Here is a 22,943-nt window from a genome sequence, read left to right as displayed (position 1 = left end):
ACAGTGCCGATGCAGTTGTAGTAAGAAACGCCATTGTGCCTCTCGGAAAGGATTCAAAGTGCCACTAAATTTTCCCGTGCAGGCATCTGTCCCGCCGCTCTCAGGCGTATTCCAGCAGTGCATTGCACGCCGGACAAAGCGCCTCGCCCCTTGTCCAATGCACGCCACAACAATACCGGCGCACCATGAGGGTAACGGTTTCGATCTCCTTTTCCTTGTTCAAGTTCTGAAGTCCTTTCTGTTTTATACACAGTTAGTATTTTCTAACCGTCTGGTGGAAGAAAAGGCAGGCCACCTGTATGTAGTCTGCCTTTTGCCTGATGCGAAAGCCCGCAGACACGCGGGGCTTACAGCACCAGCGAGGGCGCGGTGTAGACCCGTGCCTTCAGCTCGCTGTTTAGCATATACAGTCCCTTGCTGTCACCGCCGAACAGATCCATCTTGGTAATGAGGTCAGCGGCGTTCTTCTCCTCCTCGCCCTGTTCCTTGATGAACCAGTCCAGCATCTGCATGGTGCGGAAGTCCCTGACCTCGTATGCGGCGGCGTAGATGGCATTGATGCTGGCGGTGATCAGCATCTCGTGTTCCAGTGCTTTTTTCAGCGGGGCCATGTGGTCGCCTCGTTCCCACTCCGGCTTTGCGATAGCCTCAAAGGTGACGTCCTCGCCGTTATTCTGCAAATACTGATAAAACAGCATGGCGTGATCCCGTTCCTCCTGCGCCTGTACCCGGTACCAGTTCTCAAAGCCGTCCAGTCCGACGGCGGCGTAGTAGTTGGCAAAGTCCAGATACAGATAGGCGGAGTAGAACTCCTTATTGATCTGCTCGTTGAGCAGAAGAGATACGTTAGTGTTCATAATACTTCTCCTCCATAAGATTGTCTTTTCCTGCTCCCGGAATGGGGGCAGATATACCGTACCCAGAGCGATGCTGGGATGCTCCCTTTTCATCTCCAGGGACACCTGCTCCGCCTTGGGATGCTGCTGCAGCTCCGTTGCGGCGGCCAATATCTCCTCTGCGTATTTTGGCATACCGCCAACTCTCCAAATGCAAGAATGAATCTTATTATTTTGCTTTTATTATACCTATATTTTTTTCTCTGTCAACAACCACAAAGGGCTTGTGCTCCAAAAGCTGCCTCGAAGCCGATTTTCTCAAATTATGTGACGCCGTCACAGTAAAACCGCTTGTCACGCGGTAATACTACGCATAAAAACACAGCCGCAGAGTACATCTGTGGCTGTGTTTTGCGTTCAGTTGCTCACTGTTGCGTGGACTGGATATGGAGAGACAACATATCTCCCGATCTTACATGGGTTATCTTATCTGCCATCACTTTGGCAGTTTGCCTTGCAGATATGTCGGCATCCCCACTGCGGTCGTATCCGGCCTGACCTTAAACATGGCTTTTTCAATCTACCTCCCTTATCGGTTTTCCGCGATATATTTCTCCGCCATGTGGACTGCCACCGCGCCGTCCGCCACGGCGGTGACCACCTGACGGAGGGGCTTCGTCCTCACGTCGCCCACGGCGTAAACGCCGGGAATACTGGTTTCCGTGGTCTCTCCGGCCACGATATAGCCGCCGCCGTCCAGCGCCAGTTGACCCACCGCCAGCGCCGTGGCGGGCTGTCGGCCCACGCTGACAAATACGCCGTCGCAGTCCACCACGCTTTCCTCACCGGTGACGGTGTCCCGCAGGCGGACGCCGGTCAGCCTGTCCCCGGAAAGCAGCGCGGAAACGACGCTGTTCCAACGGAATTCCACGTTTTCGGCCTGTGACAGCGACTCGTGATAGATCTTGGTGGCCCGCAGGGTGTCTCTGCGGTGGACGAGGATCACTTTTTTCGCCACGCGGCTGAGAAGGAGGGCATCTGCCGCGGCGGAATTGCCGCCGCCCACCACGACCACCGTTTTGCCCTTGTAAAACATCCCGTCGCAGGCGGCGCAGTAGGCCACGCCCCGGCCCAACAGCTCCGTCTCTCCGGCAACACCCAGCGTTCTGGGGTCCGCACCGGTGGCCAGCACCACGGTTTTCCCCAGGAAGATCCCCTCGCTGGTCTCCACGAGCTTGGGAACCGCCGTCAGATCCATGCGGAGGACTTCTGCGTATTCGCTGCGTGCCCCGAAGCGCTCCGCCTGCTTTTGCATCTTCTCCGCCAGAGAGAAGCCGTCGATCCCGTCCTCAAAGCCGGGATAGTTGTCGATCTGCTCGGTCAGGGCCATCTGCCCACCGGCGGACAGTTTTTCCAGCACGATGGTGTCCAGCCCCGCCCGTGCCGCGTACAGGGCGGCGGTGTAGCCGCCCGGTCCGCCCCCCACCACGAGCATATCATAAACATGATTGTTGTTCATATCTGAACCCTCCGTTATTTCGCCAAGGCTTCCTGAATGAAACGGTCGATTTCTGCCTTTGAGCCGGGTGCGGTGATGGAATCCACGGCCTTTCCGTTCCGGTACAGCACCAGAGTTGGGATGTCCTCGATCCCCTCGGCCCCCGCCAGCCGCGGCTCCTCGTCAATGTTGATCTTGCCGACGGCGAGGCTGTCCGCGTATTCCTCTCCGATCTTCTCATACGCGGGGCCGATCCTCCGGCAGTAGCCGCACCAGGGCGCCCAGAAATCCACCAAAACGGGCTTTTCCTCCCGGATCGCCTGCTCAAACTGCTCCTGATTCATGTTCATAGCTGCCATATCTGCCAGCTCCTTTCCTTTGTTTGGGTATTCTCAAGACTCCGGTCTCGCCCCACACCACATCGTGACCTCAACCTGAGATGACGGTACTCTGCCCTTGGGACATAAAGCAGATGAGTAAGATCATCATCTGTACGAGAATAGCTGCGGTTTGTTGCAGCTTATTCTGCGCAGAGCTCAGCCACCAGAGCGTCCATCTGCGCTTCGCTGGTTTGGTTCAATGCACCACGCAGAGACACTACCGTTTCGTAAAGGTGGATATCCTTCATCTCCTCCAATTTGGTGCGCATCAGCCGCGCGGCAGCAGGTGCCCAAGAGCCGTCTTCAATAAGGCCAACCCGGCGGTTTCGGAATCCCTTTGTCCGTAAATGTTCCAAAAACTCCCTCATGGGCGGAAACAGTCCTCCGTCATAGGTGGAGCTGGCTAAAACCAACTTCCCGCAGTAGAACGCACTGGCAACAGCGTAGGAAAGATCTGTCACAGCGAGATCACATATGTTGACCTGTACGCCTTTTTTCTCTAATTTACCCTTGAGGGTCTTCGCCGCATGGGCAGTATTTCCATGGATGGATGCGTGAGCGATCAGGATGCCCTCCGGTTCTTCCGGTTTCCATTGTGACCAGAGATCATAGAGCCGCAGGTACTCCCCCAAGTCTTCTGTGAGCATGGGGCCATGGAGCGGGCAGATCGTTTTGATCTCCAGCGCGGAGATTTTTTTCAGCAGAGCCTGCACCTGTGCGCCATATTTCCCGATAATATTGTAATAATACCGTCGGGCCTGCGGCACCCAGGGGGCACGGGCAGTCCGTTCCAGTGAGCCAAAGCGTCCGAAGGCATCCGCCGAGAACAGGATTTTTTCCGTTTCCTCATACGCCGTCATCACCTCCGGCCAGTGTACCATCGGCGCCAGCAGAAAGCGCAGCCGGTGCAAACCCAAGGAAAGCGTATCTCTTTCGCCAACCTCCAGCATACGGTCTTCCGACAATGCACCTGTGCCGAAGAACTGCTTGATCAGGGTAAATGTTTTCGCGTTTCCCACGATCTTCATCTCCGGGTACTTTTGTGCCAGCCGCATGAGGCTGCCGGAATGATCCGGCTCCATGTGTGTGACCACAAGATAGTCGGGGCTGCGCCCCTCCAACACCCGCGCCACATTGGAAAGCCATTCTTCCGCTGCCCGTGCGTCCACGCTGTCCATCACGGCAATCTTCTCATCCAGAATGACATAGGAGTTGTAGCTCACTCCCATAGGCTGGACGGAGTACTGGTTTTCAAAGAGTGCCAATGTGTTATCATCCACCCCTACATAGCGGATGGCATCTGTTACCGTTTGGATAGCCATATAAACAATACCTCCTATTTTCCTTACTCAGACTCTGACTGATAGGTTCTTCTTTTCTAATGGAATATACGCTTAACCGCAGATCGACGGTCGCGCATTTTACCGTTGCCTTGCTTCCCCCAGAGTCGTTACATGTGGTACACCGCAGCGGAGCGAAGTCCTTCCGGCAGGCCGTCGGGCGCAGCAGGTGAAAGTTCCCAGCGTACCTGCCCCACCCACTGGGAGGCGACGGCGGAGAAGTGGAGCATGACAATACCGAGATCCAATGCGGCATCCAAATTATCGGTGTAGGCATCCTCCTGCTGCACCAAATAGATGCTGTGATCCTGCACAAGGAAGCCATAGGGCTGACGGTTGAGATAGCTGGGGGAGAGCGAAGCGGCGTAGAAGGACTGCCAGAGCATATCGTCGTAGAAGTCCATCATCTCGTCAAGTCCAGACTGGTTGCTCCAGCTCCCCATGTGAACCAAATCATGCACGCCCTTTTTTGGCGCGTAGTACTGCTGCTCGGCCCGCACATCGATCTGAGACATACTTAGGATATTCAGCCGCAACTTTCTTGCGGTCTTTTCCCCGTAGCCAAAGGCAACGATTGCCGCCACCTCTAACGGGGTGGCGAGAGACAGTGCTTTTTTGATTTTGTCGCTGTCGGTGAAGGTCATCCAGCAGGTGTCAATGTCCAACTCAGTCAGCTTGAGAACGAGATCTTCCATCATGTAGCCGGCGTTGATGGCCGCATAGGAATGCGGGGCAGACATAAGGAGCAGGTAGTGCGGTGCTCCGATGAGAAATTGATTATAGCCCGCTGAGCTCTCCAGCGCCGGCTGTGCATCCTTGTCCAAGACGATCAACTCCGTTGCAATCTCCGGGACAAGACGGGGGCAGGTCTTTTCATAGTAGGATCGGAGCTGGCCGATAGCCTCGCTCGGAACTTCCTTTTCACGGAATGCGTGAACGGATCTGCGATTTTGAATCATAGCGCTGTAATTCATAGTAATATCTCCTATTCTGATGTCTTTGGTTTTCTTATAAATCGTCTATCAGTGCGGTGCTCTTGGCGTAGGCGGTACTGCGTGCCTCAAAGAAATCGGTCTTGACCATGTTGGCGTCGGCGTACTGGCTGACCCATTCCATGCTCTCCGGTTCGCTCTCAAAGCCTGGATACAATGCGGGATAGCCAAGGCTCGTCCAGCGGAGGTTGCCGAGATAGCGGATGTAATCGCTGATCATCTGCCGGTTCAGCCCCGGGATGTCGTCGCCGATCACATAATGCCCCCATGCGATCTCCTGTTCCACGCCCTCACGCATCATCTCGCGCAGCGCTTGTACGCTCTCGGCGGTGAACAACTCCGGCTGCTCCTTTTGCAGCTCCGTGATGATATTGCGGAACAGCCACAAGTGCGTGTTCTCATCGCGGTTTATGTAGCGAATCTCCTGCGCCGAGCCGGGCATCTTCCCGTTTCGGGAGAGATTGTAGAAGAACATAAAGCCGCTGTAAAAATAGATGCCCTCCAAAATATAGTTTGCCATCATCACGCGCAGCAGCGTGGGAGCGTCCTTCCGCTCCTGAAACTCGTTGTAGCAGTCCCCAATGAAGGTGTTGCGGCGCAGCAGGTGCTCGTCCGTTTTCCATTGGTAGAGGATGTCATTGCGCTCCACGGGGGAACAGATGGTGTCGAGCATATAGCTGTAGCTCTGTGAGTGGACACACTCCTGAAACGCCTGAATGGACAGGCAGAGATTGACCTCGTTGGCGGTAATGTAGGCGCCGATATTAGGCAGGTTTGCTGTCTGAATGGAATCCAAAAAGACAAGAAAACTCAGAATTTTATCGTAGGCGCTGCGCTCGGCTGACAGCAGGCGGGGATAGTCCTTCACATCCTGCGAGAGATTGATCTCCTCAGGGATCCAAAAGTTGTTCATGGCCTGCCGGTACCAGTCGCTGACCCAAGCGTACTTCATATTGTTGAAGTCGTTGAGGTTGGTGGTATTGCCGCCGATCATGCGCCGTAGGCGCACATCAGGGTCGCCCTCCGGGTTAAAGAGGGGCTTTTTCTTCAGTTCCGTCATGCTATCCTCCTTATGACGAGCAGCTTTCGCAGGCCTCGACCTCAAGGGCCTTGCTGCGGACATAGTAAATGGTCTTGACGCCGGCCCTCCACGCCTCCAAATACAGTCTAAGCACCTGACGCATGGAATAGTCGTTGGTGATATAGAGATTCATGCTCTGCGCCTGGTCAATATGTCTCTGGCGAAGGCCCGCGGCGCGTACCGACCAGCTTTGGTCGATCAGATGCGCCGCCTTATAGCACCACCATGTATCCATGGAAAGCTCCGGAGCAACGCGGGGCAGCATGCTGCCCTTTTTTTCCTCTAAAAAGAATTTCTTCATAATTGGATCTATGCCCGCCGACGTGCCGGAGAGGATAGATGTGCTGGAGGTCGGTGCGACCGCCAGCAGATAGGCGTTGCGCATTCCCTGCACCGCCACCGTTTTCGCAAGCGCCCGCCACTTTTCGGAGGTATAACCCCGCTTTTCAAAATACGCGCCAGTCTGCCAGTCGCTGCCCTCAAAGAGCGCGTAACGACCCCTTTCCCGTGCCAGTGCTGTGTCCGCCTTGACGGCGGCGTAGTTGATGAGCTCGAACACTGCGTCGGTGAAGGCAAGGTGCTCATCGCTCTCCCAGCGGATGCCGCGCTTTGCCAGCATGTGGTGGTAGCCGCTGACGCCCAGGCCGATGCTGCGGTACTTCTGATTGGTAAGCCGCGCGTATTCCAACGGGTAGAAGTTGAGGTCGATCACATTATCCAGTGCGCGGATGGCCGTTTCCACCGTGCGTTCCATATAGGCCTCGTCCTCCACCGGCAGATTACCGAGAGACAGACTCGCCAGGTTGCAGACCACAAACTCACCTGGGCGTGTGGCCGTCACCACAATTGTGTCGCCGTTCTCCGTGTGCACCTCAGTGCTGATGTGCTCGATGGGTGCCATGTTCTGCGCGATCTCCGTACAGAGATTGGAGCAATAGATCATTCCCGTGTGGCCGTTTGGGTTCATATGATTTACACTGTCGCGATTGAAAGCGAAGGGTGTGCCGGTCTCCACTGCCGAGCGAAGCACCAGCCGCACGATGTCCTTGACGGTGACGCTGCGCTTTTCGATGCGCGGGTCATTGACGCAGTCCAGATACCGCTTCTCCCATTCTGTACCCCAGTAATCCTCCAGTGCGTAGCCCTTGACCGTGAGGATCTCATGCGGACACATGAGATGCCACGGCGCGTCTATGTTCTCCTCCGCCAGTCGCCAGAAGAGATCCGGATAGCACACGGCGGGAAACACATCATGTGCCTTCATGCGGTCGTCGCCGTTGTTGGTGCGCAGTTGAAGGAATTCCGGCAGATCCCGGTGCCATGCGTCTAAGTAAACCGCCACAGCGCCCTGCCGCATCCCCAACTGATCCACCGCCACGGCGGTGTCGTTGACCAGCCGAATCCAGCGGATAACACCGCCCGCCGCCCCTTGAAAGCCGCGGATGGTGCTGCCTGCAGCGCGCACCTTACCGAAGTACATCCCCATTCCACCGCCGAATTTAGAGACCTTTGCGAAGTTGTCCAGCGAGCGGTAGATGCCGTCCAGACTGTCCGGCACAGTGTCCACAAAGCAGCTTGAAAGCTGATGGTAGGGCTTTCGTGCGTTGGACATGGTAGGTGTCGCCATCGTGACCTCCATACGGCTGAGCATATCGTAAAAGCGTTTTACCCACCCCATGCGGTCAGAGCCTTCGTTCATAGCAAGATGCAGTGCGATACCCAAAAACATCTCCTGCGGTGTTTCCAGCGGCACGCGGCTGCGTGACTGGATCACATAGCGTTTGAGCAGCAGGTCAAGGCCGGAGTAGGTGAACAGCTCGTCCCGTTCCGGGCAGAGAAAGTCCTCCGCCATGGCAATCTCCTCGTGGGTATAGTGGGCAAGGATATAGTCACCGTAGAGTCCCTTATCCGTCAGATAGCGAAGCTTGCCATAGAGGTCGCCGACGCCGCGCCCCTCCCATTCCTGTGCGTTGCGACAGCGAAAGGAGTGGTTCAGAAGCCGCGCCGCGATGAACTCCCACTTGGGTGCCTCTGCCGTAGTCAGCTCTACCGCCGCCTTGGTCAGTGCCTCAGCCCGCTCATCCTCCGTCATGCCCAGGCGACAGAAACTCTCAAACTTCATTTGAAGCGCCGCGAGGGAGTAGACTTCCTCGGTAAAATCCATCTGGATGCGGCGCAGCACCTCGTCAAGCGAGTCATCCCCCACCGTCCGCGCGATGGTATGCCGGACACGGCGCAGCGCAGACCGCTTTTCGCGGTAGAGGATGTACGCCTTGGCCACCTCATAGTGTCCGCGCTCCATGAGCGTTCGCTCCACCTCGTCCTGCACACGTTCTACGGTGAGCGGCACTGTGACGGAGAGATTGTTGAGAACGGTGGCGAGGATCTCATCCATCTCTCTGCTCCCGATCTCCTTGCCCTGTCCGTCAAACGCCTTTTTCATGGCGTTGAAAATTTTCTCCTGTTGAAAGGGAACAGACTCCCCGTTTCGTTTTCTGATCTCCATTTCGATCCTCTCATCTTCTCCGGTCACTTCTCATGTCCTTTTGGGCAAAGAGCGGGCAAGCGCAGTATCACGCTTGCCCGCTCTGTTTTTGAAAGCCGGTTTTTCTGCAGCCGACGCGGCGGAGCTGTTTGTTGTCTGTTGTCTTGGTTTTGGCTTTCCTGCCAGTTACTTCATAGATTCCAGAATGGCGTCCGCCAGTGCTTCCAGCTCGGTGCGCTTGTCCGTGCCCATGGACGAGGCGAGGCTGAGCCGCTCGTTGAGCACCGTCATGTTCTTAAGCTCATTGTTGACGAATTTCTGCATGAGGTCACCGGACTTCACCGCCCATGAGCCGTTTTCAATGATGGCAAAGGTGCGGTTTTGCAGATTCAGTGCCTTCATATCCATGAGGAAGTCATGCATGGCGGGGTAGATGCCGAGGTTGTAGGTCACAGAGGCCAGGACAATGTGACTGTACTTAAACGCCTCGGAGATCAGCTGGGAGACATGAGTGGAGGACACATCGTACATCGCCACCTTGCTCATGCCCTTATCGCAGAGCGAGGTTGCCAGCGCCTGCGCCGCGTTCTCCGTGTTGCCATACATAGAGGCGTAGACGATGAGCACGCCCTGGGTTTCAGGGGCATAGCGGCTCCATGTGTCGTACTTTTCGATGAACCAGCCCAGATTCTTGCGCCACACGGGGCCGTGGAGCGGGCAGATGTACTTGATCTGATCCAAAACGCCGCCGGCCTTTTTCAGCAGGAGCTGGATGTGGGGGCCGTACTTGCCCACGATGTTGGTGAGGTAGCGGCGGGCGTCGTCCAGCCAGTCCCGCTCGAAGTCCACCTCGTCGGCGAACAGCTTGCCGTCCAGCGCGCCGAAGGTGCCGAAGGCGTCGGCGGAAAAGAGGACGCCGTCGGTGACGTCGAGGGTCACCATGGCCTCCGGCCAGTGAACCATAGGCGCGCCCACAAAGGTGACGGTGTGCTTGCCGAAGGAGAAGGTATCGCCCTCCTTCACCTCGATGCACTCATGTCCGTCCACATGGAAGCCGAACTGCCGCATGAGCATGAATGCCTTCTCGTTGGAGATCAGTTTCACCTTGGGATGGCGCAGCAGGATCTCCTCGATGCAGGCGGCGTGATCCGGCTCCAGATGGTTGACCAGCAGGTAGTCCAGCTCGCGGCCATCCAGCACATACGCCAGATTTTCCAAAAGCTGGCGGCAGGCAGACCAGTCCACCGTGTCAAAGAGCACCGTTTTTTCATCCAGCAGGCAGTAGGCGTTGTAGGTTACGCCCCGGGGAATGGGAAAGCAGTTTTCAAACAGGGCCAGGCGATGGTCGTTGGCGCCCACCCAGTAGAGGTCGTTCGTTACTTTACGCACGCAATACATCTTATCTTGCCTCCTTCACGGCCTCAAGCCTTTACAAATTGATCCTTCGTCTCCGCGCACTCGGGACACACCCACTCGGCGGGAAGCTGCTCAAAGAGCGTACCGGGCGCGATCTCGCCGTCCTCGTCGCCCAACTCCGGCACATACTCGTAGCCGCAGCCGCTGCAGACGTAGCGGTCGCCGATGGGGGCGGGCTTCGGCGGCGTGGGCCGCTTCATCTTTACCATGGGCGGCGCGGGCAGCTTTTCGCCGCTATCCAGCGCGGCAGTGAGCAGGGGCAGGATCTCCTCCACATCGCCCACGATGCCGTAGTCGCAGTTCTTGAAGATAGGCGCGTTACCGTTCTTATTGATGGCCACGATGGTGGAGGCGTCCTTGATGCCCTTAAGGTGCTGGGATGCGCCGGAGATGCCGCAGGCGATGTACAGATTGCCGGTGAACTTCTGACCGGACATACCCACATAGCGGTTCAGCGGCAGATATTTGAGAGTCTCCGCCACAGGGCGGGAAGAACCGATGGCCGCGCCGGCGGCCTTGGCCAGCGACTCTACCAGTTTCATGTTCTTTTTCTCCCCGATGCCCTTGCCCGCGGAGACCACCCGCTCCGCCTGCGGGATAGGCGTATCCATAGGGATGCCCACGGAGAAGTCGTGACCATCCTTCTTCAGCGCCGCCACAAGGTCGGCCACCTGCTGGGCAGCATCCCCCTCCCGGAAGATGGTCTTTTTGCGAATGCCGGTGATGGGCGCGGGTTTCTTGGCCGCCGAACGGCTCTCGCCGCCGGAGCTCTTGCCCAGCCTGCCCAACAGATGAGAGGCGATGACCACCCGCTGGATCTCATTAGTGCCCTCGTAGAGGGTGGTGATCTTGGCGTCGCGGTAGGCCCGTTCCACCTCCATGCCCTTGAGGTAGCCGCTGCCGCCGTGGATCTGCAAGGCATCGTTGGTGACCTCCAGCGCGATGTCCGAGGCGTACATCTTCGCCATGGCGGACTCCATGCCGTAAGGCGCGTGCTGCTCCTTCAGCTCCGCCGCGGAGTAGATGAGGAACCGGGCGCAGCGCAGCTTGGTTGCCATATCCGCCAGCTTGAAGGCGATGCTCTGCTGGGCCGCGATGGGCTTGCCGAACTGGACGCGCTCCTTGGAATAGCTCAACGCGTGCTCAAACGCGCCCTGGGCGATGCCCAGCGCCTGCGCGGCGATGCCGATGCGTCCGCCGTCCAGCGTGGACATGGCAATCTTGAAGCCCTCGCCCTCCTTGCCCAATAGGTTTTCCTTGGGAACCTTCACGTCGTTGAAGATCAGCTCCGCCGTGGAGGAGGAGCGAATACCCATCTTGTCATAGTGGTCGCCGAACTCAAAGCCCTTCCAGCCCTTCTCCACGATGAAAGCGGAGATGCCCCGGGTGCCGATGTCCGGCGTGGTGACGGCGAAAACCACATAGGTGTCCGCCTTAGGGGCGTTGGTAATGAAGATCTTGCCGCCGTTGAGGAGGTAGTAGTCCCCCTTATCCAGCGCCGTGGTCTCCGTGCCGCCGGCGTCGGATCCGGCGTTGGTCTCCGTAAGGCCGAAGGCGCCGATCTTCTCGCCCTTGGCCAGCGGAACCAGATATTTCTTCTTCTGCTCCTCGGTGCCATAGGCGAAAATGGGCCATGAGCCGAGGGAGACGTGGGCGGAGAGGATTACGCCCGTGCCGCCGTCCACACGGGCCAGCTCCTCCACCGCGATGGCGTAGCTCAGAGCATCAAGACCGGCACCGCCGTACTCCTTGGGGTAGGGAATGCCCATCCAGCCCAGCTTACCCAGCTTCTTGACAGCCTCCTCGGGAAACTCATTGTTCTGATCCATTAAAAATGCGAGGGGCTTGATCTCCTCCTCCGCAAAACTCCGGATCTTCGCGCGCAGCTCTTCGTGCGCCGACGTGGTTTGAAACAGCATACGGGTACCTCCTTTTAAAATTTTACAGCTTGCTTGTATCTTGGGGATCGGATCCGCCGGTCAGCAGCCTGCGCAGGCTCACGGCACGGAACGCCTCGTCCTGCTTTTGCTGCAAGGCCGCCAGCTGACAGTGGATGGCGCACCGCCCATGCTTGTCCTGCCAGCGGCATTCATATCCCGGCTCCATGCAGGCGCACAGGATGCCCCGCTCCCCCACGACCCCCATGAGATCGTAGAGGGAGGTCGCGTCCAGATCGCAGGACAGCGCGCAGCCGCCGAGAGCGCCGCGGCTCACCCGCACCAAATTGCCGGCGGAGAGCTTGCGCAGAATCTGGTAGGCAAACTGATTGGGGATCAATTCCGTTTCCGACATCTCGGCCACCGAATGCTTCTCCCCGTCCAGCAGCACCCGCAAAATGCGCAGCGCGTAGTCCGTCTCTTTGGTGATGATCATGCTCCACATCCTCTTTTCGCTTGCTTGTTAATACCATAATATCAATCTTGATAAAATTTGTCAAGATAGTTTCAAAAAAAATATCGCTTTATTACAGACCGCCCCAGACCGGGTCAGCTTCGCTTTCAATTCAGCGAAAAGCCATGTTCCTTACAATTATAGAAGCCGAAAAAGCTGTGCCGTGGCAGTCCGCCAAAAGCAGAAAAGACTATGCCTGAAAACCAGAAAGCGGAGGAATTGGTTGGGGCTCGCAGGGGTCGCCCATCCAAGGCGGATGAGGCGATCCCTGACAAGCCTAAGCCATCCAACCGAAACAAGCAATAAAGTGCGTGCTTTTCATTTTATATCCGACGCACTATGTTAAGATGTGCAGTAGATGTTCCATTTTTCTGTCCCATTCTCTGCTGGAATCGGCGCACTCTTTCAATTCAGTTTCGACTTCAGCATTTATCGGCAAGTTTTTCTTGTAGCGGATGGTATGCTCAAGGCTTGCCCAGAAGTCCATAGCGATTGTACGGAGTTGTATCTCCACTGGCACATGGATCTCTTTTTCCGCAAAGAATACCGGCAGCTGGATCGTCAGGTGCAGACTGCGATAGCCATTTGGCTTAGGGTGTGAAATATAATCTTTCTCCGTGATGATTTCAATGTCAGACTGATCTTTTAAGCACTTTGCCAAAAAGAACACATCCTCCTCGAAAGAGCAGATCACCCGCACACCGGCAATATCCATGATATTTGCCTGCATGGTCGGAAAATCCAGAGAAAGTCCGCGCTTCTGCATCTTATTCATAATGCTGGACGGCGACTTCAAGCGACTTTTCATACTTTCTATCGGATTGCGATCATGCTGCAATGAAAACTCTTCGTTTAGAATTTCCAACCTGCTTTCCAGTGCTTTCAGCGCACATCGGTATTGCAGCATGACTTCCTGATACCTGCGATTTTCGCTTAAAAGGCGCTGGCACTGCAGATCATCTAAGCCTTTATCTGCCGCAACCGTCAAGCCAAATAAATTTTCACTCATAGTTTCTCCATTCCGCAGGGATAGGCGCTCCGCGCTGTCTGCTGCTCTTGTGTTACGACCTGATAAAAACTGTATCCGCCGGAGAGATGGGAACAGCTGAAACCATACTGCGTCAAAAGCCGACAGGCCAGATAACTGCGAAGCCCAGTCTGGCAATTCACATAGATAGGCTTGTCCCGCTCTAACTCGTCCAAGTGCTCCCGCAGATCGTCCAGTGGAATATTGCGGAATCCATTCAAGTGCCCACGCCGATATTCGCCTTCCGTGCGGACGTCCAGCAACGTCGCACTGCCATCGCAGGGCAAGTCCTCAACATCATTCCAATGGAACTGCTGCACTTTCCCGCTCTCCAAATCCTCGATCATAAAACCGGCCATATTGACCGGATCCTTGGCAGAGGAATAGGGCGGCGCATAGGAAAGGTCAAGTTCCGTCAGTTCCAAAGCTTTCATTTTTGCGCGAATGGCCGTTGCCAGTACATCAATACGCTTGTCCACGCCCTCGCCGCCAACGATCTGCGCACCCAGCAGCCGCAGGCTTTCCTTTTCATACAGTACCTTCATTGCCATAGACTGTGCGCCGGGGTAATAGGCAGCGTGGGATGCCGGGAAAAGCACGACTTTGTCGTAAGCGATTTCTGCTGCCTGCGCCGCTTTTTCATTGATCCCCGAGGAGGCCGCTGTCAAGCCGAACAGTTTCAGAACAGACGAGCTCTGAGAGCCGTGAAAGTGGCTATTGCCGCCACAGATATTGTCAGCGGCAATGCGTCCCTGCTTGTTGGCGGGTCCCGCCAGCGAAATCAACGCTTTCTGCCCGGTTACAAAATGGGTGACCTCTACGGCATCGCCCACAGCATAGATATCCGGCACGGAGGTTTCCATCCGCTCGTTGACAGCGATGCTGCCCCGGATGCCCAACTCAAGTCCGGCCTCTTTTGCCAGATGGGTGTCCGGCGTGACGCCGATGGCCAACAGCACCATGTCGGAGCGCAGCGGCTCACTTTCCTCCAGCAGCGTCAGCACGGAATCTCCGTCCTGTCGGAATCCGGTGACGGTTTCACCCAACCGGAGAGTCACGCCGTGTCTGCGCATTTCCGCATGGACAAAGCTCGCCATGTCCGCATCCAGTGGTGCTAATAGCTGATTGGGTCGCTGAACGATGGTGACGGAAACGCCCATTTCTGTAAGGTTTTCCGCCATTTCCAGACCGATAAAGCCGCCGCCAGCCAAAACAGCGTTTTTCGGCTTCTGATCCTCTACAAAGTGCCTGATGCGGAGGGTATCCTCCACGGTGCGCAGCGTGAAAACACGCTCACTGCTGACGCCGGAAAGCGCAGGAACCGTCGGCTTTGCGCCGGGTGCGAGGAGCAGTTTGTCATAGGTTTCCGTATAGATCTTCCCGCTGTCCAGTGTGCGGACAGTGACGGTTTTCTCTGCGGGATTGATCGCAGTTACTTCCTGCCGTACCCTCACATCAATGCGAAAGCGATCCCAAAAGCTCTCCGGAGTTTGCAGAGTCAGTTCTTCTTGCTCCTTGATCACACCACCCACATAATACGGCAGGCCGCAGTTGGCATAGGACACATAGCCGCTGCGCTCGATCATGATGATCTGCGCGTGTTCATCCAAACGGCGGATGCGGGCAGCAGCAGAAGCACCGCCCGCCACGCCGCCTACAATTACGACCTTCATTTCACGCCCTCCACCATTGCGGCAATCTCCGACTTAGGCCGATAGCCGACCGATTTGGCAACGGCCTTTCCATCCTTGAATACGACCAGCATCGGGATACTGGATACTTGAAAACGCATTGCCAGCTCCATCTGCTCGTCCACGTTGACCTTGCCCACCTTGAGCGTACCGCTTTTTTCTTCGGCAAGCTCATGCAGTACGGGAGAGAGCATTTTGCACGGTCCGCACCAGTCCGCATAGAAATCCAGCAGGACGGGCTTGTCGGAATGCAGTACCTCATTTTCAAAATTCGCAGCGGTAATTTTCAGTTCAGCCATGAGAAAGGCTCCGTTCTGTTATCTTTGTTTATTCTTTGTTTTTCAGCTTGCAAATGCCCTGCGTCATGGTTCCCATCGGACAAAACGCACACCATGTGCGGGGCTTGTAGAGCACCATAACGATCAGACCCAGCAGCAGAGAGGTCAGCATGAGGCTATAAAAGCCAAAGCTGAACTGCGCTACCCAGTCAGTGACCGTACCGGCTGTATAAGTCCAGCTCCACGGTACACGGAATGTCCAGAACAGCTTAATGGCCTCCCGCAGGGACGCAGCACCCGCAGCGACCAGATAGGTCTGGAACACCATGTTGCCGAACATCGTCAGGAAAAAGAGCAAAAAGGCATAACGGAACCACTTGGAGGACATCCAGCGGGGCGTGGGCTTGCAGCGGGAGCATTTAAGGTCTGTCCCCAGCTTGCTGAACAGTTGCCCCCGTCCGCAGAGGTGGTTGCAAAAGAATTTGTTCCCGCCAAAGATGGCTAAAAGCAGCGGCAGAAGAAAATCGATCATACCCAGCCACGCGAACAGGATATTGAAAAAGCCCAGTGCAAAATAGATGATGGCATATACCCACAGGTAATCGTACCAATGCTTTGCTTTCATGCGTCAGCCCTCACTTTCACCTCAATGCAGCCGACGGGACAAAGCTTTGCGCACTTGCCGCAGCCTACGCAGCGTTCCGCCTCCACGGCGGCGTAGCAGCCGCGGCACACCTTGACGGCCCCCAGTGGACAGGTTTTTTCGCACACACCGCAGGCGACGCACCGCGTCTTATCTATGGCAGCCAGTTTCTTTGACAGCATAGCTTTCCTCCCTTAATCCTACAAGGATTTGTAATAGAGCATACAGTGGCAGACCCCCTCGAAGCCCGGATCTGCAATTGGATTCTTGAACTCCTGGCACATACATTTGGTTGCCTCTGTGCGCTCCCTGCGGCAGGGACAGTACCCGCCGGTGCGCTTGAGTCCTTTTCTGATGGTGCTGACAATCTCCTGATCGGGATTGAGCTTGATTTTCATGTTCGCCAGCTCTTTCTTGATTGTGGCTTTATCATACCGCAGGACAAAGTCTTTTTCTGTGACGAGGTTACATTGATAAAAAAATCCGGTGCTTTTTGAGCACCGGATTTTAAGAAGGTGAATTACGCTTTCCACAGACTGTGGAGGTTGCAGTAGGCGTAGACCGCCTCGACCTCATCGCCCTCGCAGAGAGCGAAGCAGACCTCCGGCTTTTCGCCGGGATGCAGTTCCTTACGCTGATTGCCCTGCTTGGTCTGGAGAGATACCCATTCGATGTAGTGCTCCGGCAGCATGGGGTGCTCCACGGAGCCGACCTTGACATGGACGATGCCGTTTTCCACTGTCCAGACAGGGACGTGCTTCTCCACGGCGGCATCGGTGGTGCCGGGAACAATCTCGCTCATCGGCTTGCCGCAGCAGACAACAGGGACGCCTGCGTCCTTAACTTTGGCAATGATGTTACCGCAATGCTTGCAAATGTAAAACTTCTGCTCCATGATAATTCTCCTTTTCTTTCTTTAATAGTTTTCTGCGTGAATTTCAAAATAGCTCTGGGGATGGTTGCAGGTGGGGCAAACCTCCGGGGCCTTCTCGCCCACGACGATGTGACCGCAGTTGCGGCACTCCCACACCTTGACCTCGCTCTTGGCAAAGACCTCCGCCATCTCCACATTGTGCAGCAGGGCACGGTAGCGCTCCTCGTGGTGCTTTTCAATGGCGGCGACCAGGCGGAAACGCTGGGCCAGCGCATGGAAACCTTCCTCATCGGCTGTTTTGGCAAAGCCGTCGTACATATCCGTCCACTCGTAGTTCTCACCCTCAGCGGCGGAGAGAAGGTTTTCTGCGGTGTCGCCAATGCCGTTCAGTTCTTTGAACCACAGCTTGGCGTGTTCCTTCTCATTATCAGCGGTTTTGAGGAACAGTGCCGCGATCTGCTCAAAGCCTTCCTTCTTGGCCTTGGATGCAAAATAGGTGTACTTGTTGCGTGCCTCGGACTCACCGGCAAAGGCAGCCATCAGGTTTTTTTCGGTTTGAGTTCCTGCGTATTTCGTTTCTTTCATGGTGGATACTCCGTCCTGTTTTTCTGCTTTTATTGTAGCAAATCTATGATTTTATTCCGTGACGAAGTCACATTCCTTTTTATTTTAGACGATTTAGTCTGTTCTTATCCCGCAGCGTGATTGCACCACGCTTCAGCTCCACCAGTCCGTCCTCCGAGAAGCTTTTGAGCATCCGTGCCACTGCCTCCCGTGCCGAGCTGATGTGCTGGGCGATCTGCTCATGGGTCATACGTATCGTGTCGGAGCCGGTACGTTCCGCTTCGGCAAAGAGAAATTCTGCCAGCCGCCGATCCAGCCCCTTGAACATGATCTGCTGCATCGCCCACATCACATCAGAAAACCGTTTCGTTGCCAGTTCATAGAGAAAACAGCGGACATGGAGATTTTTCTCCTTGAGTGCAGCAATGACATTTGCAGGGATAATCAGAACGTCCGTATCCATTCCGGCAGTCATTTGCGTATCAAAGGTGATCTGACTGATCACGCAGGAGGCGGAAAGCACGCATAGTTCGCCCGGATACAGGCGGAACAGCGTTACCTCCCGCCCCTCATCAGAGAGAAGATAGGTGCGGATCTCGCCGGAAAGAATAAACAGCATTCCGAGACATTCATTGTCGCTGCTGTGAACGAACGCACCTTTTTTATAATGACGGACAAAGGCACTTCGGCGTAGTGTGTCCATTTCGCGTTCGGTCAAGGATGACCAGAACGGAAGTTGTGTCAGTGTGCGTTCCATATCAATGGCAGCTATGCTTGCCGCAGCCGTGGTCACCGCAGGAGTGACCAGCCTCGCCGTGCTCATGGTCATGGTGGTCACAGTGAACATTGGGATCGTAGCCCAAACTTCCGTTGAGCAATGCACTCACCGCCGCATCAGCGTCCCCACTGACACCGCCGTAGAGCTTGATACCCGCTTCGGCGAGTGCTGCCTGCGCACCTCCACCGATGCCTCCGCAAACCAAAGTGTCCACACCGTGCTGCATCAGGAAGCCTGCCAGTGCGCCGTGACCACTGCCGTTGGTGTCAACGACTTTCGCATGAGTGATTTTGCCGTCCACAGCTTCATAAAGCTTGAACTGCTCGGTGTGACCGAAATGCTGAAAGATTTGACCGTTTTCATAGGCAACTGCAATTTTCATAATGGAATCTCCTTTGCAAGTTTTGCCTGATTTTTCCATGTTGGCTCTCTGCATCCGGCAGCAACGGCCGCAGTGAGCTGCCTCCTATCCTCCGCAGATGCGGTAGTTTCCCCCGGTGATGTGCAGCGGTTTCCCGTGGACAAGATACGCTGCGATCTTGCTCCGTGCGCTTTCGTAAATCTCCTGCACGGTAGAGCGGGAAATGTCCATTTGAGCGGCACACTGCTCGTGGGTTTGCTGCTCCAAGTCAACCAGCCGAATGACCTCGTATTCGTCCAGCGTCAGCAGGATCGGCTCGGTATTCCCGCACCCGTTGGGACAGAATGTATCGACCTGTGGTACGCCACAAATTCGACGGCACCGTGGCGGTCTTGGCATGGGAGCTTTCCTACCTTTGTATTCGGTATATTCCGATTATAGCACTTTGAGCAGAAAAAAACAATTTTTCAAAAGCTGCTACATTTTCCGTCCTCATATGTGTGCCGGCTGATATTCGGAGTCGAATGCTACATGTGAGCCTTGTTCGTAATGCCCACCGATCATGACCGTAGCGGCAGTCACAGCATCCACCTGCAAGCGTTCCCGGTAATGCTTGCATTTTCGTAAAAAAACATTATAATTGAATCAGTTAAATCAAAGGAGGTATCAAATCATGAAATCACATAAATACTGGTCCTTAGGCGCACTTTTCTGTATGTTGGGATGCATTTATTCTGGAATCAAAAAATCTATGACTGCGCATAAATACTTTGCCTATTCTTCATTGCTTTGTATGGGCATGTCCATTTATTCCGGTCACAAACTGGTTTCTCCAAAGAAGAAAAAAATCACTAAATCTAATAATAGTGAGAATAGTTAAACAAAAAATTTCCTTTCTTTATCTTTATTCTCCTTGCCCTGCGGGACCAGTATGATTTTGAATACGGAACCGATAAAGAGGTTGATGGTGCTGTCATCAACGACAAGTGCAAGGCTCTGGCGCAAAAGGTCAAAGAGATTATCGACACCAAATCTTCGTTTGCTGGCTGAACAATCAGAACGTCCGCAATCAGTTGAAGCTGGAGATCAAGATCTGCCTTGTAAAAACGGCTATCCTCCACAGTACAGCCCCGAAGTTTTCAAAAAGGTCATGGAGCAGGTCGAGAACTTTGAGGAGAACAATTAAATCATCCATAAAGAAAAAAATACAGCTATATTCAGGCTTCACACTGAAATATAGCTGTATTTTTTTGCATCGCTAACAATTGTTGTGTTTTCTCTTGAAAACAGCGTAAAGATTTATTATAATAAGATAAATAGTTGTTTAATTTGCAAAGGAGGCCTGAAGTATGGCAGCACAGCGCACCTATCTGGCAATCGACCTGAAAAGTTTCTATGCCTCGGTGGAGTGCGTAGACCGCCATCTGGACCCCCTGACCACCAATCTGGTGGTGGCGGACGCCTCCCGCACCGAAAAGACCATCTGCCTTGCGGTGTCGCCGTCCTTAAAAGCCTACAAGATACCCGGCAGAGCACGGCTGTTTGAAGCCGTTCAGCGGGTGAAAGAGGTCAACGCTCAGCGGCTGCAAACTGCCATCCGTCAGCAAAAGGCAGTCCGGGGAGAAGATGGCAAGTACCACTTTGCCAGCACCTCTTTTGATGCCAATGCCCTGAACGCAGACCCGGCGCTGGGGCTGAGCTATATTGTTGCGCCGCCCCGGATGCAGCGGTATCTGGATGTGTCCACCCAGATCTACAAGACCTACCTCAAATATGTGTCCCCGGCAGACATTTACCCCTACTCCATCGACGAGGTTTTCATTGATGTGACGGGCTATCTGCCTTATTATCACATGAGCGCCCATGAACTTGCCATGACCATGGTGCGGGAGGTGCTGTACAACACCGGCATCACCGCAACGGCAGGCATCGGCACTAACCTCTACCTTGCAAAGCTGGCCATGGACATTGTGGCAAAGCACATCCCGGCAGACAAAGATGGTGTCCGCATTGCGGAACTGGATGAGCAGTCCTATCGGTATCTGCTGTGGAACCACAGACCCCTGACGGATTTCTGGATGACCGGTCCCGGAACCGTTAAGCGGCTGGAAGCTCATGGCATCTACACCATGGGGGACTTGGCACGGTTCTCCATCCATGGAGAGGATCGTCTGTATGAGATTTTCGGCGTGGATGCAGAAATTCTCATCGACCACGCATGGGGCTACGAACCCTGTGGCATGGAGCAGATCAAAAGCTACAAGCCCAGCACCAACAGCATCAGCGAGGGGCAGGTACTATCCACTCCTTACCCGTATGATAAAGCAAAACTCATTGTCCGGGAGATGGCGGAGATTCTGATGTTCCGGCTCACGGAAAAGAAGCTGGTGGCGGAATCCATCACCTTGGAGGTGGGCTATGACCGGGAGAACGTGGACAAGGGCGGCTATCGTGGTCTGACCCAGACCGACCGCTACGGCAGAATCATCCCCAAGGCGGCACACGGCACCGTCCGGTTTGATGCCCCTACCAATCTGGGCAGTACCCTCATCAACGAAAGCGCAAAGCTGTTTGAGCGCATCACCGACCCGGCGCTGACGGTGCGGCGCATTACTATCAACGCCAACAAGGTCACGCCGGACGAGGGCATCTATCAGGTGGACTTTTTCACCGACACCAAGAAGCTGGAAAAGGAGAAAAAACTCCAGCAAGCCATGCTTGGCATCAAGAACAAGTACGGCAAAAACGCCGTGCTGAAAGCCAACAGCTATGAGGAAGGTGCCACTATGCGCCAGCGCAACGCACAGATCGGCGGTCACAGCGCAGGAGGTTCGGATGGAAAACTACAAAAATAGCAAGATCGGGCGGGAGACCGCCCAAAAGTACGGGGACATCCTAGAGATGGAACGCCCTCAGACCGGAGAATCCCTCCGCAAGCACCCCCGCATGACCCTTCAGAACCGTGCCAAAATCTTCTCGCCCTTCTCTCCGCTGCGGGGCTATGACGAGCAGCTTGCCGCAGAAAAGCAGCGCACCGAGCGTGTGCCCAAGCGCATTCTGACTGAGGAAGAAATGTCGGCTCTGTCCGATCGGCTGATGCAGGTCACCAAGAGCATGACCATCACGGTGCGGTATTTCAAAGAGGATACCGCCCACCCGGAGATTCCCGCAGTGGGCAACTACATCACGCTGACCAGAAAAGCGGACCGCATCGACCCGGTGTTCCGCACCTTGCAGGTGGGCGAAACCGTAGTTCCCTTTGAAGATCTGGTTGAGATCAGTGGGGAAAGCATCATGGAGATTGACCAATATCTCGGCATTACAGAGGATTAAGCACAAAAAAGACCACCAGCCGGAAACGGCTGGTGGTCTTGCTTACTTATGCTGTATCGCCGGGAGCTGTTTGATTTTATTTCCGACTTTTTTGCGTTCCAGTGAGAACACCATATCTGGAGTACGTTCAAAAAATCCTATATCACGCCGCCAGCTTGTCCCACACTTGCAATGGAACAGCCCTGTGAACTGCTGTTTCATCTTGCGCCCGCAGTTTGGGCAGATATGTTTACTTGCCCCTCATATTGCATTACTGGAGCTTTGCAAGGATTTCTTCAGCCGTCATACCGCTGGCAAGCAGCTTCTTCAGCACATCTTCTGCTTCGCCTTTCTTTGCTTCTTCTGCTGCCTTTGCTTCGACGGCAGCTTTTTTGTTTTCGGCTTTGGTAAGTTCCTTGGTGGCGGCTTTCAATTCTGCTTTCTTGGCTTTCAGCTGCGTCTTCAGATCATCGAGATTTGCAGTCAGTGCAGCAACCTCAGATTCGATTTTTTCCTTTTCGGCGGTCTTTTCTGCAACGACGGCTGCATAATCAACGTTGGCATTTACAATACGGGTCTTATTCTTGCTTCCCTTGGGTCTTGCCATAATAATTTCCTCCCATACAGTGAAATAATTTGATACTTACAAGTATATTCCAAATAGTCAGAATTGCAATAGGTAACCTGAGCTGTTTTCAACTGCTACTGTGCCACATCAGAAGGTAGGGCTTCATAATGGCAAGATACTTATCGCGTGCAGAACTTTCGTGCATATGCTTCTTGAGAATCCATCTAGTGAATATCGACACCCTCCATGATCTTTTCTATCCAATTTGTGGAAGAATCATTTTTCTCACTAAATGACCCCAAATAATGTGACGAACTCTCAACCTCTATTATTACACCATCCGGCATTCTATATTTTTCTAAACTGAGATTCAAACCTTTAAGTGGGATTGTTCTAGCCAGTTGAGGGATAGAAACTGTATGGAGAAT

The 22,943-nt window shown here is 54.6% G+C and carries 26 protein-coding genes and 1 pseudogene; 4 read left to right on the top strand and 23 right to left on the bottom strand.

Annotated elements, in window-relative coordinates; all coding sequences use genetic code 11:
• Window positions 1-347: 347 nt before the first annotated feature.
• The 21 genes from LKD23_RS09840 to LKD23_RS13010 form a co-directional block, all read right to left on the bottom strand.
• A complete protein-coding gene (locus tag LKD23_RS09840; protein WP_154251348.1) occupies window positions 348-857 on the bottom strand; it encodes a ferritin in 510 nt (169 codons plus the stop codon).
• A gap of 568 nt (window positions 858-1,425) precedes the next feature.
• On the bottom strand, window positions 1,426-2,355 hold the full coding sequence (gene trxB, locus LKD23_RS09835; RefSeq protein WP_227621491.1) for a thioredoxin-disulfide reductase: 930 nt from the start codon (window positions 2,353-2,355) through the stop codon (window positions 1,426-1,428).
• 14 nt (window positions 2,356-2,369) lie between these two features.
• Window positions 2,370-2,693, bottom strand: a complete 324-nt coding sequence (gene trxA / locus LKD23_RS09830; RefSeq protein WP_154261239.1) for a thioredoxin — start codon at window positions 2,691-2,693, stop codon at window positions 2,370-2,372.
• A 161-nt stretch (window positions 2,694-2,854) separates the two neighbouring features.
• On the bottom strand, window positions 2,855-4,036 hold the full coding sequence (locus LKD23_RS09825; RefSeq protein WP_227621490.1) for an FprA family A-type flavoprotein: 1,182 nt from the start codon (window positions 4,034-4,036) through the stop codon (window positions 2,855-2,857).
• A 128-nt stretch (window positions 4,037-4,164) separates the two neighbouring features.
• The gene (locus LKD23_RS09820) at window positions 4,165-5,028 is read right to left on the bottom strand and encodes a nitroreductase family protein (RefSeq protein WP_227621489.1); all 864 of its coding nucleotides are present in this window, start codon (window positions 5,026-5,028) and stop codon (window positions 4,165-4,167) included.
• Between the two features lie 34 nt (window positions 5,029-5,062).
• A complete protein-coding gene (locus LKD23_RS09815) occupies window positions 5,063-6,106 on the bottom strand; it encodes a ribonucleotide-diphosphate reductase subunit beta (protein ID WP_005946381.1) in 1,044 nt (347 codons plus the stop codon).
• Window positions 6,107-6,116: 10 nt separating this feature from the next.
• Entirely contained in the window at window positions 6,117-8,633 is a 2,517-nt protein-coding gene (locus LKD23_RS09810; RefSeq protein ID WP_227621488.1) for a ribonucleoside-diphosphate reductase subunit alpha, read from the bottom strand.
• 165 nt (window positions 8,634-8,798) lie between these two features.
• Entirely contained in the window at window positions 8,799-10,010 is a 1,212-nt protein-coding gene (locus LKD23_RS09805; RefSeq protein ID WP_227621487.1) for an FprA family A-type flavoprotein, read from the bottom strand.
• A gap of 23 nt (window positions 10,011-10,033) precedes the next feature.
• Window positions 10,034-11,947, bottom strand: a complete 1,914-nt coding sequence (locus LKD23_RS09800; RefSeq protein WP_112146297.1) for an acyl-CoA dehydrogenase family protein — start codon at window positions 11,945-11,947, stop codon at window positions 10,034-10,036.
• Between the two features lie 22 nt (window positions 11,948-11,969).
• The gene (locus tag LKD23_RS09795; protein ID WP_015553424.1) at window positions 11,970-12,401 is read right to left on the bottom strand and encodes an RrF2 family transcriptional regulator; all 432 of its coding nucleotides are present in this window, start codon (window positions 12,399-12,401) and stop codon (window positions 11,970-11,972) included.
• 355 nt (window positions 12,402-12,756) lie between these two features.
• The gene (locus LKD23_RS09790; RefSeq protein WP_227621486.1) at window positions 12,757-13,428 is read right to left on the bottom strand and encodes a GTP pyrophosphokinase; all 672 of its coding nucleotides are present in this window, start codon (window positions 13,426-13,428) and stop codon (window positions 12,757-12,759) included.
• Window positions 13,425-15,119, bottom strand: coding sequence for an FAD-dependent oxidoreductase (locus LKD23_RS09785; protein ID WP_227621485.1), 1,695 nt, complete (start codon window positions 15,117-15,119; stop codon window positions 13,425-13,427). The genes LKD23_RS09790 and LKD23_RS09785 overlap by 4 nt, the downstream gene beginning before the upstream one ends.
• On the bottom strand, window positions 15,116-15,436 hold the full coding sequence (trxA, locus tag LKD23_RS09780) for a thioredoxin (RefSeq protein ID WP_156060469.1): 321 nt from the start codon (window positions 15,434-15,436) through the stop codon (window positions 15,116-15,118). The genes LKD23_RS09785 and trxA (LKD23_RS09780) overlap by 4 nt, the downstream gene beginning before the upstream one ends.
• Before the next feature lie 28 nt (window positions 15,437-15,464).
• Complete coding sequence (locus LKD23_RS09775) at window positions 15,465-16,040, bottom strand: 4Fe-4S binding protein (RefSeq protein ID WP_227621484.1); 576 nt, start codon at window positions 16,038-16,040, stop codon at window positions 15,465-15,467.
• Complete coding sequence (locus LKD23_RS09770) at window positions 16,037-16,240, bottom strand: 4Fe-4S binding protein (RefSeq protein ID WP_227621483.1); 204 nt, start codon at window positions 16,238-16,240, stop codon at window positions 16,037-16,039. The genes LKD23_RS09775 and LKD23_RS09770 overlap by 4 nt, the downstream gene beginning before the upstream one ends.
• An 18-nt stretch (window positions 16,241-16,258) precedes the next feature.
• Complete coding sequence (locus LKD23_RS09765; protein ID WP_349138475.1) at window positions 16,259-16,591, bottom strand: ferredoxin-thioredoxin reductase catalytic domain-containing protein; 333 nt, start codon at window positions 16,589-16,591, stop codon at window positions 16,259-16,261.
• The gene (locus LKD23_RS09760; protein WP_158403883.1) at window positions 16,579-16,953 is read right to left on the bottom strand and encodes a desulfoferrodoxin family protein; all 375 of its coding nucleotides are present in this window, start codon (window positions 16,951-16,953) and stop codon (window positions 16,579-16,581) included. Before LKD23_RS09760 ends, LKD23_RS09765 begins: the two co-directional genes overlap by 13 nt.
• Before the next feature lie 21 nt (window positions 16,954-16,974).
• Window positions 16,975-17,517, bottom strand: a complete 543-nt coding sequence (gene rbr / locus LKD23_RS09755; protein ID WP_158394941.1) for a rubrerythrin — start codon at window positions 17,515-17,517, stop codon at window positions 16,975-16,977.
• A 79-nt stretch (window positions 17,518-17,596) separates the two neighbouring features.
• Entirely contained in the window at window positions 17,597-18,253 is a 657-nt protein-coding gene (locus tag LKD23_RS09750; protein WP_227621482.1) for a Crp/Fnr family transcriptional regulator, read from the bottom strand.
• Between the two features lies 1 nt (window position 18,254).
• Window positions 18,255-18,656, bottom strand: coding sequence for a NifB/NifX family molybdenum-iron cluster-binding protein (locus LKD23_RS13015; RefSeq protein WP_112090687.1), 402 nt, complete (start codon window positions 18,654-18,656; stop codon window positions 18,255-18,257).
• A gap of 84 nt (window positions 18,657-18,740) precedes the next feature.
• Window positions 18,741-19,034 carry a DUF134 domain-containing protein gene (locus tag LKD23_RS13010; protein ID WP_349138476.1) on the bottom strand — a complete coding sequence of 98 codons (294 nt, stop codon included), beginning with the start codon at window positions 19,032-19,034 and terminating at the stop codon, window positions 18,741-18,743.
• A gap of 274 nt (window positions 19,035-19,308) precedes the next feature.
• On the opposite strand from LKD23_RS13010, the gene LKD23_RS09740 reads away from it, so the two are divergent.
• The 4 genes from LKD23_RS09740 to LKD23_RS09725 all read left to right on the top strand — a co-directional run bounded on the left by LKD23_RS09740 (window position 19,309) and on the right by LKD23_RS09725 (window position 21,968).
• Entirely contained in the window at window positions 19,309-19,515 is a 207-nt protein-coding gene (locus LKD23_RS09740; RefSeq protein WP_082210884.1) for a DUF6219 family protein, read from the top strand.
• A gap of 51 nt (window positions 19,516-19,566) precedes the next feature.
• Window positions 19,567-19,821, top strand: coding sequence for a DUF3387 domain-containing protein (locus tag LKD23_RS09735; protein ID WP_227621481.1), 255 nt, complete (start codon window positions 19,567-19,569; stop codon window positions 19,819-19,821).
• A 163-nt stretch (window positions 19,822-19,984) separates the two neighbouring features.
• The gene (locus LKD23_RS09730) at window positions 19,985-21,490 is read left to right on the top strand and encodes a Y-family DNA polymerase (protein ID WP_227621480.1); all 1,506 of its coding nucleotides are present in this window, start codon (window positions 19,985-19,987) and stop codon (window positions 21,488-21,490) included.
• Entirely contained in the window at window positions 21,471-21,968 is a 498-nt protein-coding gene (locus tag LKD23_RS09725; protein ID WP_227621479.1) for a YolD-like family protein, read from the top strand. Before LKD23_RS09730 ends, LKD23_RS09725 begins: the two co-directional genes overlap by 20 nt.
• A gap of 250 nt (window positions 21,969-22,218) precedes the next feature.
• On the opposite strand, the gene LKD23_RS09720 is transcribed toward LKD23_RS09725, so the two are convergent.
• Together LKD23_RS09720 and LKD23_RS09715 are read right to left on the bottom strand one after the other, a co-directional pair.
• The gene (locus tag LKD23_RS09720) at window positions 22,219-22,554 is read right to left on the bottom strand and encodes a hypothetical protein (protein ID WP_097781594.1); all 336 of its coding nucleotides are present in this window, start codon (window positions 22,552-22,554) and stop codon (window positions 22,219-22,221) included.
• Window positions 22,555-22,739: 185 nt separating this feature from the next.
• A pseudogene (locus LKD23_RS09715) lies at window positions 22,740-22,943 on the bottom strand (hypothetical protein); the annotation flags it as partial.

The organism is Faecalibacterium butyricigenerans (assembly GCF_020687345.1).
Classification (GTDB): Bacteria; Bacillota; Clostridia; order Oscillospirales; family Ruminococcaceae; genus Faecalibacterium; species Faecalibacterium butyricigenerans.
The sequence above is the reverse complement of the archived record's forward strand: the minus strand, read 5'-3'. Positions and strand labels throughout refer to the sequence as shown.

Coding starts and splice junctions, on each gene's coding strand:
- LKD23_RS09840 (WP_154251348.1), bottom strand. CDS start 857: ATGAACACTAACGTATCTCTTCTGCTCAACGAGCAGATCAATAAGGAG.
- trxB (WP_227621491.1), bottom strand. CDS start 2,355: ATGAACAACAATCATGTTTATGATATGCTCGTGGTGGGGGGCGGACCG.
- trxA (WP_154261239.1), bottom strand. CDS start 2,693: ATGGCAGCTATGAACATGAATCAGGAGCAGTTTGAGCAGGCGATCCGG.
- LKD23_RS09825 (WP_227621490.1), bottom strand. CDS start 4,036: ATGGCTATCCAAACGGTAACAGATGCCATCCGCTATGTAGGGGTGGAT.
- LKD23_RS09820 (WP_227621489.1), bottom strand. CDS start 5,028: ATGAATTACAGCGCTATGATTCAAAATCGCAGATCCGTTCACGCATTC.
- LKD23_RS09815 (WP_005946381.1), bottom strand. CDS start 6,106: ATGACGGAACTGAAGAAAAAGCCCCTCTTTAACCCGGAGGGCGACCCT.
- LKD23_RS09810 (WP_227621488.1), bottom strand. CDS start 8,633: ATGGAGATCAGAAAACGAAACGGGGAGTCTGTTCCCTTTCAACAGGAG.
- LKD23_RS09805 (WP_227621487.1), bottom strand. CDS start 10,010: ATGTATTGCGTGCGTAAAGTAACGAACGACCTCTACTGGGTGGGCGCC.
- LKD23_RS09800 (WP_112146297.1), bottom strand. CDS start 11,947: ATGCTGTTTCAAACCACGTCGGCGCACGAAGAGCTGCGCGCGAAGATC.
- LKD23_RS09795 (WP_015553424.1), bottom strand. CDS start 12,401: ATGATCATCACCAAAGAGACGGACTACGCGCTGCGCATTTTGCGGGTG.
- LKD23_RS09790 (WP_227621486.1), bottom strand. CDS start 13,428: ATGAGTGAAAATTTATTTGGCTTGACGGTTGCGGCAGATAAAGGCTTA.
- LKD23_RS09785 (WP_227621485.1), bottom strand. CDS start 15,119: ATGAAGGTCGTAATTGTAGGCGGCGTGGCGGGCGGTGCTTCTGCTGCT.
- trxA (WP_156060469.1), bottom strand. CDS start 15,436: ATGGCTGAACTGAAAATTACCGCTGCGAATTTTGAAAATGAGGTACTG.
- LKD23_RS09775 (WP_227621484.1), bottom strand. CDS start 16,040: ATGAAAGCAAAGCATTGGTACGATTACCTGTGGGTATATGCCATCATC.
- LKD23_RS09770 (WP_227621483.1), bottom strand. CDS start 16,240: ATGCTGTCAAAGAAACTGGCTGCCATAGATAAGACGCGGTGCGTCGCC.
- LKD23_RS09760 (WP_158403883.1), bottom strand. CDS start 16,953: ATGGAGCAGAAGTTTTACATTTGCAAGCATTGCGGTAACATCATTGCC.
- rbr (WP_158394941.1), bottom strand. CDS start 17,517: ATGAAAGAAACGAAATACGCAGGAACTCAAACCGAAAAAAACCTGATG.
- LKD23_RS09750 (WP_227621482.1), bottom strand. CDS start 18,253: ATGGAACGCACACTGACACAACTTCCGTTCTGGTCATCCTTGACCGAA.
- LKD23_RS13015 (WP_112090687.1), bottom strand. CDS start 18,656: ATGAAAATTGCAGTTGCCTATGAAAACGGTCAAATCTTTCAGCATTTC.
- LKD23_RS13010 (WP_349138476.1), bottom strand. CDS start 19,034: ATGCCAAGACCGCCACGGTGCCGTCGAATTTGTGGCGTACCACAGGTC.
- LKD23_RS09740 (WP_082210884.1), top strand. CDS start 19,309: ATGAAATCACATAAATACTGGTCCTTAGGCGCACTTTTCTGTATGTTG.
- LKD23_RS09735 (WP_227621481.1), top strand. CDS start 19,567: ATGATTTTGAATACGGAACCGATAAAGAGGTTGATGGTGCTGTCATCA.
- LKD23_RS09730 (WP_227621480.1), top strand. CDS start 19,985: ATGGCAGCACAGCGCACCTATCTGGCAATCGACCTGAAAAGTTTCTAT.
- LKD23_RS09725 (WP_227621479.1), top strand. CDS start 21,471: ATGGAAAACTACAAAAATAGCAAGATCGGGCGGGAGACCGCCCAAAAG.
- LKD23_RS09720 (WP_097781594.1), bottom strand. CDS start 22,554: ATGGCAAGACCCAAGGGAAGCAAGAATAAGACCCGTATTGTAAATGCC.